11 protein-coding genes are annotated in these 13,076 nt (G+C 72.3%); all 11 read left to right on the plus strand.

Annotated features, from left to right (window positions below; all coding sequences use genetic code 11):
* The first annotated feature begins 48 nt into the window (after positions 1–48).
* Complete coding sequence (locus J2W21_RS15970) at positions 49–2,115, plus strand: acyltransferase family protein (protein WP_307115498.1); 2,067 nt, start codon at positions 49–51, stop codon at positions 2,113–2,115.
* Positions 2,116–2,291: 176 nt separating this feature from the next.
* Positions 2,292–3,806 carry an IMP dehydrogenase gene (gene guaB, locus J2W21_RS15975; RefSeq protein WP_307115499.1) on the plus strand — a complete coding sequence of 505 codons (1,515 nt, stop codon included), beginning with the start codon at positions 2,292–2,294 and terminating at the stop codon, positions 3,804–3,806.
* A 186-nt stretch (positions 3,807–3,992) separates the two neighbouring features.
* Positions 3,993–4,928: a WXG100 family type VII secretion target gene (locus J2W21_RS15980; RefSeq protein ID WP_307115500.1), complete on the plus strand. Its 936-nt coding sequence runs from the start codon at positions 3,993–3,995 to the stop codon at positions 4,926–4,928.
* Positions 4,929–4,998: 70 nt separating this feature from the next.
* A complete protein-coding gene (locus J2W21_RS15985; protein ID WP_307115501.1) occupies positions 4,999–5,664 on the plus strand; it encodes a hypothetical protein in 666 nt (221 codons plus the stop codon).
* Entirely contained in the window at positions 5,661–6,287 is a 627-nt protein-coding gene (locus J2W21_RS15990) for a hypothetical protein (RefSeq protein ID WP_307115502.1), read from the plus strand. Before J2W21_RS15985 ends, J2W21_RS15990 begins: the two co-directional genes overlap by 4 nt.
* 42 nt (positions 6,288–6,329) lie before the next feature.
* Positions 6,330–7,460 (plus strand): GuaB3 family IMP dehydrogenase-related protein, encoded by a 1,131-nt coding sequence (locus J2W21_RS15995; protein ID WP_307115503.1) that lies wholly within the window; start codon positions 6,330–6,332, stop codon positions 7,458–7,460.
* 143 nt (positions 7,461–7,603) lie between these two features.
* Positions 7,604–9,325 carry a glycerol-3-phosphate dehydrogenase/oxidase gene (locus J2W21_RS16000; RefSeq protein ID WP_373423120.1) on the plus strand — a complete coding sequence of 574 codons (1,722 nt, stop codon included), beginning with the start codon at positions 7,604–7,606 and terminating at the stop codon, positions 9,323–9,325.
* Positions 9,326–9,330: 5 nt separating this feature from the next.
* Complete coding sequence (locus J2W21_RS16005; protein ID WP_307115505.1) at positions 9,331–9,825, plus strand: PTS sugar transporter subunit IIA; 495 nt, start codon at positions 9,331–9,333, stop codon at positions 9,823–9,825.
* 86 nt (positions 9,826–9,911) lie between these two features.
* Positions 9,912–10,799: an SURF1 family protein gene (locus J2W21_RS16010; protein WP_307115506.1), complete on the plus strand. Its 888-nt coding sequence runs from the start codon at positions 9,912–9,914 to the stop codon at positions 10,797–10,799.
* Complete coding sequence (locus J2W21_RS16015) at positions 10,792–11,277, plus strand: DUF3817 domain-containing protein (protein WP_307115507.1); 486 nt, start codon at positions 10,792–10,794, stop codon at positions 11,275–11,277. The genes J2W21_RS16010 and J2W21_RS16015 overlap by 8 nt, the downstream gene beginning before the upstream one ends.
* A 99-nt stretch (positions 11,278–11,376) precedes the next feature.
* Positions 11,377–12,987: a glutamine-hydrolyzing GMP synthase gene (guaA, locus tag J2W21_RS16020; RefSeq protein WP_307115508.1), complete on the plus strand. Its 1,611-nt coding sequence runs from the start codon at positions 11,377–11,379 to the stop codon at positions 12,985–12,987.
* The last annotated feature ends 89 nt before the right edge of the window (positions 12,988–13,076 follow it).

Consider the following 13,076-nt stretch of genomic DNA (forward strand, 5'->3'; position numbering starts at 1 on the left):
CCTCGTCTAGACTGGGGGCTTCCGCCCAACCCTGAGGAGGCCCTCGACGTGACGCCCGCGCGCCCTGACACCCTGGACCCGGTCCGTCAGCCGGAGGGGTCCCCGGGGACCGCGCGCTCGGCGCGGCGCGGGTTCCGGCCCGAGATCCAGGGCCTGAGGGCCGTCGCGCTCGGCCTCGTCGTCGCGTACCACGTGTGGCTCGGACGTGTCTCCGGGGGAGTGGACGTGTTCCTGCTCGTCTCCGCCTTCCTCATGACCGGGCAGTTCCTCGACCGGCACCGGCGCGGCGTGCGGGTGGGGCTCGTGAAGCGCTGGATCCACACCTTCCGCCGCCTGCTGCCCCCTGCGGTGGTCACGATCATCGGCACCGTGGTGGCCGTGCTCGCGTTCCTGCCGCCCACGCGCCTCGGACCTGTGCTCGAGCAGGCCTGGGCGTCCCTGGGCTATGTGGAGAACTTCGTCCTGCAGCGGGACGCGGTGGACTACTACGCCGGCGACCACGCCCTCGCGAGCCCGTTCCAGCACTTCTGGTCGCTCTCGATCCAGGGCCAGGTCTTCATCGTCTTCCCGGTGATCTTCGTGGTGGTCTCGGGCCTGTGCCGGGCCCGCGCGCTGGACTACTGGGGCGTGCTGCTGAAGGTGTTCGGGGTCATCTTCGTCTGCTCGCTCGCCTATTCGGTCTACTTCACGGCCGTGTCCCAGTCGGAGGCGTACTTCGACACGTTCGCCCGCCTGTGGGAGTTCGCCCTGGGCGCGCTCGTGGCCCTCGTAGCGCAGCGGGTCGACCTCCCGGCGCGCGTGGCCGCGATCGCCGGCTGGATCGGCCTCGCCGGAATCGTCACCTGCGGGCTCATCCTGCGGGTGGACGGCATGTTCCCCGGCGCCGCCGCCCTGTGGCCCACGCTTTCGGCCTCCGCCGTGATCCTCGCCGCCGACTCGGGCGGCCGGGCCGGCGTCCACCGGCTCCTGGACACCCCGCCGCTGCGCAAGCTCGGCGACATCTCCTACAGCCTGTACCTGTGGCACTGGCCGGTCCTCGTCATCGCCCTCGCCGTCTCCGGCAAGGAGCGGATGGGCTGGCTCTCTGGCAGCGCTGCGATCGCCGGCTCGCTCGTCCTGGCGTACCTGACCACCCGTTTCATCGACCGTCCGTGGCGGGCCTGGGCGTGGCCGGAGAAGAACCGGCGCCGGGGCCTGCTCTCGCTCGCCGCGTGCGGGGCCGCCGTCGCGGTCCTCGTGGGCAGCGTGCAGATCTCCCTCGACGCGGCGAACCACCGTGCCCTCGCCAATGCCTCGCGGGACAACCCCGGCGCTGCCGTGCTGGTGCCCGGCTACAACGGCCACCCGGACCCGAAGGCGCAGATCCTCCCGGCGGCGGACCAGCTCCCGTCCGACTGGGCCGGCCTGCCCGATCCCTGCGACGACGACCTCGGGCTCTCCGATGCGCTCCGGGACAACGGCTGCAGCCAGATCGGCGGCTCCGGCGCCTCCAAGACGGTGCTCGTCGTGGGCAACTCGCACGCCCAGCAGTGGCTCGGCGCCCTCAAGCCCATAGCCCAGCAGCGCAACTGGCGCATGTACCAGCTCCTCAAGGGCGGCTGCCAGTTCCAGCCGCCGCGCGGCGACGACGGGGACGAGTGCGACCAGTTCAACGGCGCGGTGCTCCAGCAGATCGCCCAGCACAAGCCGGACGCCGTGGTCCTCGTCGGTACGGCCGCGGCGCCGTCGAGTCCCAAGGAGACCACCACACCGGGCCTGGCGGACCTGCTGAAGACCTTCGCGGCCCAGGACGTCGACGTCATCGCGCTGCGGGACAACCCGCGGTTCACGTTCAACATGGCGGACTGTGTGGCCGGCTCCGACCCGGGCTCCTGCAGCGTGCCCATCTCGCAGGCCCTCGCGCCCGAGGACCCGCTCGCCCCGCTCGCCAAGACGTTCACCAAGGGCTTCCATCCGATCGACATGACGGACATGCTCTGCCCGCAGGGCCAGTGCGAGGGGGTGATCGGGAACGTGTACGTGTACCTGGACGACAACCACATCAGCGCGACGTACTCGGCCTCGATGTCCTCCATCCTGGACCAGCGCATCTCCCGCGCGACCGGCTGGTCCTAGGGCCCCCACCGGCGCGGCCGGGTGTGGGATTCCTCACCCGGGGCGCCCCTCGGAATACCCGCTGACGCGGCGGAAGTTTACGATAGAACCCACCGCAGCAGACCAGTCCCGTAAGCACTGGCTGGTCATCAGCGCACCCCTGCAATGCCCAACCGGCACACGGCCAAGGAGCACTCATGACCACGCCCACCCCAGCCCACGATCCGTTCGGCTTCCTCGGCCTCACGTATGACGACGTCCTGCTCCTGCCCGGCCCGACGGACGTCATCCCGTCCGAGGCGGACACCTCGACGCGCCTGACCCGGCGCATCCGGCTCGGCATGCCCATCCTCTCCGCCGCCATGGACACGGTCACGGAGTCGCGCATGGCCATCAGCCTCGCCCGCCAGGGCGGCATCGGCATCCTGCACCGCAACCTCTCGATCCAGGACCAGGCGGACCAGGTTGACCAGGTCAAGCGCAGCGAATCCGGGATGATCACCCGCCCCGTCACCGTGGGCCCCGAGGCCACCCTGCGCGAGCTCGACGACCTCTGCGCGCACTACCGCGTCTCCGGCCTCCCCGTGGTCGACGAGCACCGCAAGCTGCTCGGCATCATCACCAACCGCGACACCCGCTTCATCCCGCAGGACCAGTTCGCGGCCCGCAAGGTCCACGAGGTCATGACCCCCATGCCGCTCGTGACCGCCAAGGTCGGCGTGGGCCGCGACGAGGTCATCGGCCTCCTCGGCAAGCACCGCATCGAGAAGCTCCCGCTCGTGGACGAGATGGGCATCCTGCAGGGCCTCATCACCGTCAAGGACTTCGAGAAGGCGGACCAGTACCCGAACGCCACCAAGGACGACGCCGGCCGCCTCCGCGTCGGCGCGGCCGTCGGCTTCTTCGGGGACGGCTACGAGCGCGCCATGGCCCTCGTCGAGGCCGGCGTGGACGTCCTCGTGGTGGACACGGCCAACGGCCACTCGCAGGGCGTGCTCGACATGATCGCCCGGCTCAAGAAGGACCCCGCCGCCGCCCACGTGGACGTGATCGGCGGCCAGGCCGCGACCCGCGAGGGCGCCCAGGCGCTCGTCGACGCGGGCGCGGACGCGATCAAGGTCGGCGTCGGCCCCGGCTCGATCTGCACCACCCGCGTCGTCGCCGGCGTCGGCGTCCCCCAGATCACCGCGATCTACGAGTCCTCGAAGGCCGCGATGCCGGCCGGCGTGCCGCTCATCGCCGACGGCGGGCTCCAGCACTCGGGCGACATCGGCAAGGCCATCGTCGCCGGCGCCGACTCGGTCATGCTCGGCTCCCTCCTCGCCGGCACCGCCGAGGCCCCGGGGGACCTCGTGTTCATGAACGGCAAGCAGTTCAAGGCGTACCGCGGCATGGGCTCGCTCGGCGCGATGCAGACGCGCGGGAAGAACACCTCGTACTCCAAGGACCGCTACTTCCAGGCCGACGTCCCCACCGACGAGAAGCTCATCCCCGAGGGCATCGAGGGCCAGGTCCCGTACCGCGGCCCGCTCTCGGCCGTGGCCCACCAGCTCATCGGCGGCCTGCGCCAGACCATGTTCTACGTCGGAGCCCACACCATCGACGAGCTCAAGGCCAAGGGCAAGTTCGTCCGCATCACCTCGGCCGGGCTCAAGGAGAGCCACCCGCACGACATCATGATGACCGTCGAGGCGCCCAACTACCGCCGGTAGCCCCACCGGGCACCCGGGCCGACCGACGACGACGGCGGCCCTCCCCACCCGTGGGGAGGGCCGCCGTCGTGCGTCGCGGCGACGCGGGGCGCGCGGGGGAGTTGTCCCCATCGAGACCCGCGCCGAGCGGCGCTAGTGTGGGGCGGGCGGGGGCCGAGCGGCCGCCGGCGGGAGAGGGGAACGCAGGTGGCGATCACACAGGGGGCCAACCCCGATCAGCTGCGCACGCTGGCACAGCGCTTCAGCAGGGCCGGCCAGCAGCTGGCCGGGATCGGGAATACGGTCCAGGGGCTCTCCCGGACCGAGGCCTGGAAGGGCAGCGACGCGGAGGAGTTCCGGGCCGCGTGGAACCGCGGCACCAGGCCGCAGCTCACCGCCGTGGGCCGGCTCCTCGAGGAGGCCGCGCGGACGCTGCGCGAGAACGCCGCCGCGCAGGAGTCGACGAGCGAGGCCGGCACTGGGTCGATGCACGCCCAGGGCGCCGGGCCCGGCCTGCCCACCGGCCCCGGCGCCCCCGGCAGCGGGCCGGGCGCCGGCCCCGACGGGCGCAACTGGGTGGACGGGGCGATCTCCGACGTCGCCGCGGCCCAGGCCTGGCCGCCGTACGGAGCGGTCTCGACTGCCGTCTCGGGCGCCGGGTTCGCCGGGGACATGCTCGTCTCGAGGATGGCCGACGCCGGCCTCGTCACCTCCAAGGGCGGCCAGCTCGCCGAGGTCGGCTACATCAGGGGCATGCAGACGGTGAACGGGGTCCGCCTCGCGGGCCAGGGCGCGAGCGTGCTCGGCATCATCGGCGGCGGGGCCCAGCTCTACGACGGCATCACGAGCCACAACACCTACGAGGCGGTCGACGGCGGCATCACCGCGGTGCTCTCGACCGGCGCCCTCGTGGGCGGCCCCGCCGCACCGGCCTTCGCCGCGGCCGGACTCGTGTGGGGCGGCGCGGGCCTCCTCGCGAGCTCGCTGGGCTATTCGAGCACCTCCGAGATGTTCACGGACGCCGGCAAGGCGGTCTACAACGCGGGCAAGGACGCCGTGGAGGGCGTCGTGGACGCGGGCTCGAAGGCCGTGGATGCCGTCGCGGACGGGGCGAAGAAGGTCTGGGGATGGCTCGGCGGATAGGCGCCCGCGGCGGCACGGGCGGGGCGGATAGGCTGCACTGGGGACCAGGGACGAGGCAAGGGAACGCATCATGAACGAGACGACGACCGCGGGCCAGGCGCCCGCATCCGGCACGGCGGGGCAGGACGCATCGGTGCTGCTGACGGACCACGAGATCCTTGCGCTCCTCTCCTTCGGGAACGGGCCGGGCACGGCCATGTCCCGGAGGATCTTCCGGCTGGAGGCCTTCGAGGACAACGCGCTCCTGACCCAGGCGGGCACCACCACGCTCGTGGTGCGCGGTCTGGCCGAGGTCGACGGTGAGGACCTGGTGCTCAAGGAGCCCGTCGCCACCATCGGCGCCATCCTGCTCGCCGCCGACGAATGGCTCGAGATCGCGCTCGTGACCCCGGCCGCCGAGAGCGTCGTGTTCGGCGTCGGCGCCCCCGGCGGGGCGCTCATGGTGAACCTGGACCGGCGCGGGACCCAGCGGTTCTACCCCGCCGAGCCGGGCGATGGCCTCCTCCGCGGCGCGCTCGCCGTGGCCAGGGACTACCTCCAGACGGCCCCGGACGGGCTTCCCGCCGCAGTGTCCATCACCCGCCATGTGGCCGGCGCCGAGCCGCGCGCCGCGCACCTCAAGGCCGCCGAGGACGGCACGTTCGAGCTCGCCGTCGGCCTCGGCGACCAGCCGCCCGCGCGCACCGTCGCCGCCCCCGCGTGCTTCGACGAGTTCGCCGCGGCCCTCGGCGCGTGAGCTACGTGGACCGCGGACGCCAGCCGCTCGACTACTGGCTCGACCCGCAGCTGGGGTCCGCCAACCCGGAGTCGCCCACCGCCCTGCGCATCATGGCCGCGAACCACGGCCAGCGGCAGGGCACCGTGGGGGTCCTGTGGGTCCTCGCGGTCGCGGGCGTCCTCGGCGGCGCCGTGCTCCTCATCGCGGGCGCCGCGGGGGGCGGCACCGCGGTCCTCGTGGCCGGCCTCGCCCTCGGCGCGCTCGCCGCCGGGCTCCGCGCGCGCTGGTCACGCCATCCTCTGCGCACCAAGCTCCCCGCCGTGACCAGGGCCCCGCAGACCATGGCCGCGGCGTGGGCCCTGTGGGGCGGAGCGGGCGCGGTGATCGCGGTGCTCGCCCTCGTGGCCGTCCTGCGGCAGCCCGGCTTCGAGCCCACCCCTGGGTCAGTGGCGGCCCTCGCCGCGGCGATCGTCGTCCCGCTCGCCGTGCTCGCCGCGGTCCTGTTCATCCCCGCGTACCGCAACGAGCACGCCCGCGAGGACTTCAGGGCCCTCCTCGCGCGCCGGCCCGACCTGCGGGCGGGCCTCGAGCAGATGGCCGCCGAGTGGTCCGATCCGCGCTGGCCGTTCGGCCCGCTGTAGGGGCCGGGGGACCGGCGGCCGCGGTCCAGTAGGCTTGGAGCCGTGACTTACGAGATCGAAATCGGCCGTGGCAAGCGCGGGCGCCGCGCCTACTCCCTCGATGACATCGCCATCGTGGCGAACCGCCGGACCCGTGACCCCGAGGACGTCTCGGTCTCGTGGCAGATCGACGCCTACCAGTTCGAGATGCCGGTCATCGCCGCGCCGATGGACTCGGTGATGTCCCCGTCCTCGGCCATCACGCTCGGCAAGCTCGGCGGCCTCGGCGTCCTGGACCTCGAGGGCCTCTGGACCCGCTACGAGGACCCCCAGCCTGTCCTGGAGGAGATCGCCGGCCTCGAGGGCGAGCCGTCGAGCCCCGCCGTCACCCGCCGGCTCCAGGAGCTCTACGCCGTCCCGGTCCAGCCCGAGCTGATCACGGCCCGGCTCGCGCAGATCCGCGAGTCCGGCGTGACCGTGGCCGGATCGCTCACCCCCTCGGGCACGCTCGAGCACTACAAGACGGTCATCGCCGCGGGCGTCGACCTCTTCGTGATCCGCGGCACCACGGTCTCCGCCGAGCACGTCTCCAAGAACCAGGAGCCGCTCAACCTCAAGAAGTTCATCTACGAGCTGGACGTGCCGGTGATCGTGGGCGGCGCTGCCGGCTACACGCCCGCGCTGCACCTCATGCGCACCGGCGCGGCCGGCGTCCTCGTCGGCTTCGGGGGAGGGGCGACGACGACCACCCGCCGCGCGCTCGGCATCCACTCCCCGCTGGCCTCGGCGATCAGCGACGTCGCCGCCGCCCGCCGCGACTACATGGACGAGTCCGGCGGCCGCTACGTGCACGTGATCGCCGACGGCGGCATGGGCACCTCGGGCGACATCGTCAAGGCCATCGCCATGGGTGCGGACGCGGTCATGCTCGGCTCCGCCCTCGCCCGCGCCGAGGAGGCCCCCGGCCGCGGCTGGCACTGGGGCGCCGAGGCCCACCACCCCGAGACGCCGCGCGGCGAGCGGGTCAACGTCGGCACGGTCGGGCCCATGGAGGAGGTCCTCTTCGGCCCGGGCCACCACGCCGACGGCACGAGCAACCTGGTCGGCATGCTGCGCCGCTCCATGGCCACCTCCGGCTACTCGGACCTGAAGGAATTCCAGCGCGTCGACGTCGTCGTCGCGCCCCAGCGCTGAGGCCCGGGGGCCCCGGCGCGGGCCTCCGGAGCGGCCTGCTCGGCCCCTGACGATCCTTGACGGGCGCGCCTAGACTCGGAACCAGGCAGGTTCCGCAGAGGCGTCCTGGCGGCAGGGCGGCCTCGCCGAGGCGAAGGGGCACGATGATGACCGCACAGCTCAGCCCGGAATACCGGGAGGCCTCACTCTCCCGGCTCAAGGAGTCCGTCCAGCCCGGGCGCGAGCTCGACATCCTGGTAGTCGGCGGCGGCGTGGTCGGCACCGGCTCGGCGCTCGACGCGGCGACGCGCGGGCTCGAGGTCGGGATCGTCGAGACCCGGGACTGGGCCTCCGGAACCTCCTCCCGCTCCTCGAAGCTCATCCACGGCGGCCTGCGGTACCTCGAGATGCTGGACTTCCGCCTCGTCCAGGAGGCCCTGCAGGAGCGGGGCCTCCTGCTCCAGCGGATCGCGCCGCACCTCGTGCACCCCGTCCCGTTCCTGTACCCGCTCACCCGGCGCTTCTGGGAGCGGCCCTACGTGGGCACGGGCATGGTCCTCTACGACACACTCGGGCTCACGCGGCACGGCACGGGGCTGCCCATCCACAAGCACCTGTTCCGGCGCGGCACGCTCCGGGCGGCCCCGAGTCTGCGCGAGGACGCCATGATCGGCGCCGTCCGCTACTACGACGCCCAGGTCGACGATGCCCGCATGGTCGCCGGACTCGTGCGGACCGCGGCGCAGTACGGGGCGCATGCCGCCAACCGGGTGGCGGTCGTGGACTTCCTGCGCGAGGGCGAGCGGGTCGTCGGGGCGCGCATGAGGGACCAGGAGACCGGCACCGAGTTCGAGGTCCGGGCCAAGCAGGTCATCAACGCCACCGGGGTGTGGACCGACGAGACCCAGGGGATGGTCACCGACCGGGGCCAGCTCAAGGTGCGGGCGTCCAAGGGCGTCCACCTCGTGGTGCCCCGGGACCGGTTCCAGTCCACCGTGGGGCTGATCCTGCGCACGGAGAAGTCGGTCCTGTTCGTCATCCCGTGGGGCCGGCACTGGATCATCGGCACCACGGACACCGACTGGAAGCTCGAGAAGGCCCATCCCGCGGCGTCCAGCCGCGACATCGACTACATCCTCGAGCACGTCAACCGGGTCCTGAAGCGACCCCTCACGCGGGAGGACGTCGAGGGCGTCTACGCCGGGCTCCGGCCGCTGCTGGCGGGGGAGAGCGAGTCCACGACCAAGCTGAGCCGGGAACACGTCGTCGCCCATCCGGTGCCCGGCCTCGTGGTCGTGGCGGGCGGCAAGTACACGACCTACCGGGTCATGGCCAAGGACGCGGTGGACGAGGCGACCCGTGCGATGGACGAGCGCATCGCCCCCTCGTGCACGGACAGGGTCCCGCTCGTGGGGGCCGAGGGGTACCGGGCGGTCTGGAACCGGCGGCACCGCCTCGCTGACAGGTCCGGCGTGCACGTGGCCCGGGTCGAGCACCTCCTGCGCCGCTTCGGCTCGCTCACGGAGGAGGTCCTCGCGCTCGTGAAGGAACGCCCCGAGCTCGCCGAGCCCATGCCGGGAGCCGACGACTACCTCCGCGCGGAGGCCGTGTACGCCACCACCCACGAGGGTGCCCGGCACGTCGAGGACGTCCTGACCCGCCGCACCCGCATCTCGATCGAGGCGTGGGACCGCGGGGTCTCCGCGGCGCCGGTGGTCGCGGACCTCATGGCCCCGATCCTCGGCTGGAGCCAGACCCAGCGGGACAACGAGGTGGCGCACTACCTCGCCCGCGTCGAGGCCGAGCGGCTGAGCCAGCAGCAGCCGGACGACGAGTCCGCGGAGGCCGCGCGCATGGGTGCGGAAGACATCGTCCCGGTAAAGTAGCGGCCATGCCCCTGCCCGGTTCGTTCGACCGCTACGACGCCCAGCTGACCACCCCGGGCCTGGTGATCCTGGAGATGGTCGCCGACAGCCGGGCCGACGCCACGCGCCAGCTCGCCGGCAGGCTCGCCGCCGAGGGCCGGATCGACGACCTCGAGGCCTTCCTCGCCGACGTGGCCGCCCGCGAGCACCAGCTCGCCACCGGCCTGCCCGGCGGGATCGGCCTGCCGCATGCGCGCAGCGAGCACGTCCGGCAGCCCTCGATCGCCGTGGGCATCACCAAGTACGGGCACGCCCTCGACTTCGGGGCGATGGACGGCCCGGCCTACGTGGTCCTGCTGATCGCGACGCCGGCCGCCTCCTTCTCCGAGCACCTCGAGGTCCTCGCGACGATGGCGCGCTCGCTGTCCAAGGAGGGCTTCCGCGACTCGCTCCGCCGCGCGAACGATCCGGACATCATCGCCGAGCTCGTCAACTCGGCGCTCCTCTTCGCCGACCCCTGAGACGTCGTGCCGCCCCTCGTGCCGCCCGCCGGGCGGGGACTGGCGGCGTTTACGTTTTCTACAACTTGTCGGAGTACCGTTAACGGGTGCTCCGAACTGCCCTCAAGCCCCAGTGGATCGCGGCGCTCGTGGGAGCGCTCGTGGTGTCCTGGGTGTTCGTGCTCCTGAGCCAGTGGCAGTTCTCCCGCTCCGTCTCCGAGGCGCCGCCCGCGCCGCGCACCATCGAGGACGTCAGGCCGCTCACCGGCGTCCTGCGCCCGGGCGAGGTCTTCCCGGCTCCGGCCGCGGACCAGATGGTCACCTTCCACGGCGCCTACGACCCGCGCCGGCAGGTGCTCGTGCGGGACCGGCTGCAGAACGGGCAGAAGGGCTGGTGGGTGGTCACAGCCTTCGCGGTCGAGGGCGCGCCTGCCGTGGGCGGAGAGCACGGCGCCGTCATCCCGGTGGCCCGGGGATGGATCGCCTCGCCGCAGGACGCCGCCCCGCCTCCCCCCGGCCAGCTCACCCTCACCGGACGCCTCGAGCCGTCCGAGGCGCCCCAGGCGGCGCAGGACGCGGCGGCAGGCCAGATCGCGACCCTCTCGGTCGCCCAGCTCATCAACATCTGGGACGTGCCCAGCTACACGGGGTTCGTCGGCGTCACCAAGGAGGTCACGCCGTCGGGCGCCGAGGCGGCGGCGGCCCCCGGGCTCCAACCGCTGAGCATCGAGGCGCAGCCGATCGAGCAGCCCGTGAACTGGCTGAACATCTTCTACGCCGTCGAGTGGGTCGTCTTCGCCGGCTTCTCCATCTTCCTGTGGTGGAGGCTCGTGCGGGACGACTACGAGCGCACCCAGGACGCCCTCGCCGACGCCGAAGCCGCCGGAGCCGCGGCCGGCGACGACACTGCCACCGGCGACGACACCGCCACCGATGAAAAGTCCACCCCGGGCGCCGCGAAGGCGCCCTCCGAGACCGGAGGAAACCGTGATTGACCCCAAGCCCGCTCTGGGCCGCGCTGCCGGGCAGCGGAGGTTCGGAGGCACCGTTGCGCAGATCCGCTCTGCCCTGAAGCTCTACCGGGTCGCGGCGTACATCACCGGCACGATGCTCCTTCTGCTCTGCGCCGAGATGATCGCACGGTACGCCTTCGGCCAGTTCCTGTACGCCGGCGGCTCGGATGCCTTCACGGGCAAGCCGTTCGGGTTCGGCTTCGCCGATGCCGAGCCCGCAGGCGTCGTGGGCGGTGCGAACCTCTCGATCACCATCCTGATCGTGCACGGGTGGATGTACGTGATCTACCTCATCTCGAACTTCCGCCTGTGGTCGCTCATGCGGTGGCCCTTCCCGCGGTTCATCCTCATGGCCCTCGGCGGTGTGGTGCCGTTCCTGAGCTTCATCGTCGAACGCCGCATGCACGCCGAGGCCGAGCGCGACCTCGAGTCGCACCCCGACGCCGGCCAGCGCTACTGACGGCACCCGGGAGCGGCACCCGGGAATGACGGCGCCCGGGACTGAGGCGGAGGCCACACAGGCCCGGGAACGGGCCGCCTGGTCCGGTACCCTTGATGGGTGACTACAGCTTCCCAGACCTCGGCGGAGGAGCACGGCGTCCAGACCTCCCACAGGCCGGTCCTGGTGGTGGACTACGGCGCACAGTACGCGCAGCTGATTGCGCGCCGCGTCCGCGAGGCGAACGTGTACTCGGAGATCGTGCCGCACACCTTCACCACCGAGCAGATCCTCGCCAAGAACCCCGCCGCCATCATCCTCTCCGGCGGCCCCTCGAGCGTGTACGCCGAGGGGGCGCCGAGCGTCGGAGCAGACCTGTTCGAGGCCGGGGTCCCGGCGTTCGGCATCTGCTACGGGTTCCAGGCCATGGCCAACGCCCTCGGCGGAGTGGTGGCCCGCACTGGCCTGCGCGAGTATGGGGCCACGGTGACCACCTCGGTCGGCGAGCCGCACTCCCTCCTGAGCGGCGTTCCCGCGACGCAGAACACGTGGATGAGCCACGGTGACTCCGTCCAGAGCGCGCCCGAAGGCTTCGAGGTGCTCGCGACCACGGCCGGTGCCCCGGTGGCTGCGTTCGTCAACCCGGAGAAGGCCCTCGGCGGCGTCCAGTGGCATCCGGAGGTCAAGCACTCCGACTTCGGCCAGAAGGTCCTCGAGAACTTCCTGTTCGAGGTCGCCGGGCTCGAGCCCAACTGGACCACGGGCAATATCGTCGAGGAGCAGGTCGAGCGGATCCGCGCCCAGGTCGGCGACGCCCGCGTCATCTGCGGCCTCTCCGGTGGCGTCGACTCCGCCGTCGCTGCCGCACTCGTCCAGCGCGCGGTCGGCGACCAGCTCACCTGCGTGTTCGTGGACCACGGCCTGCTCCGCGAGGGCGAGGCCGAGCAGGTCGAGCGGGACTTCGTCGCCGCGACCGGCGTCAAGCTCTACGTCGCCAACGAGCAGGAGCGGTTCCTGAGCGCGCTCGCCGGGGTCACCGACCCTGAGCAGAAGCGCAAGATCATCGGCCGCGAGTTCATCCGCGCGTTCGAGGAGGCCGAGCGGGCCATCATCAAGGAGGCGCAGGCGGCCGGGGAGCAGATCAAGTTCCTCGTCCAGGGCACCCTCTACCCGGACGTCGTCGAGTCCGGCGGCGGCGAGGGCGCGGCGAACATCAAGAGCCACCACAACGTGGGCGGCCTCCCCGAGGATCTCCGCTTCGAGCTCGTCGAGCCGCTGCGAACCCTCTTCAAGGACGAGGTCCGCGCGGTCGGCCGCCAGCTCGGGCTCCCCGAGGAGATCGTCGGACGCCAGCCCTTCCCCGGGCCCGGCCTCGGCATCCGCATCGTCGGCGAGGTCACCGCTGAGCGCCTCGAGCTGCTGCGCAAGGCGGACGCCATCGGCCGCGCCGAGCTGACCGCCGCTGGCCTCGACAACGAGGTGTGGCAGATGCCCGTGGTGCTCCTCGCCGACGTGCGGAGCGTCGGCGTCCAGGGCGACGGCCGCACTTACGGCCACCCGATCGTGCTGCGGCCGGTCTCGAGCGAGGACGCCATGACGGCCGACTGGTCGCGCCTGCCGTTCGATCTGCTCGCCAAGATCTCCAACCGCATCACCAACGAGGTCGACGGAGTCAACCGCGTGGTCCTCGACGTCACCAGCAAGCCGCCGGGCACCATCGAGTGGGAGTAGGCAGGAGCGCTGCCTCCTGTTCGGCGCCGGCCGGTACCCCTGTGGGGTGCCGGCCGGCGCCGATTTGGGCTCCGACAGCGTTGCACCCA

The organism is Sinomonas atrocyanea, assembly GCF_030811715.1.
GTDB lineage: Bacteria > Actinomycetota > Actinomycetes > Actinomycetales > Micrococcaceae > Sinomonas > Sinomonas atrocyanea_A.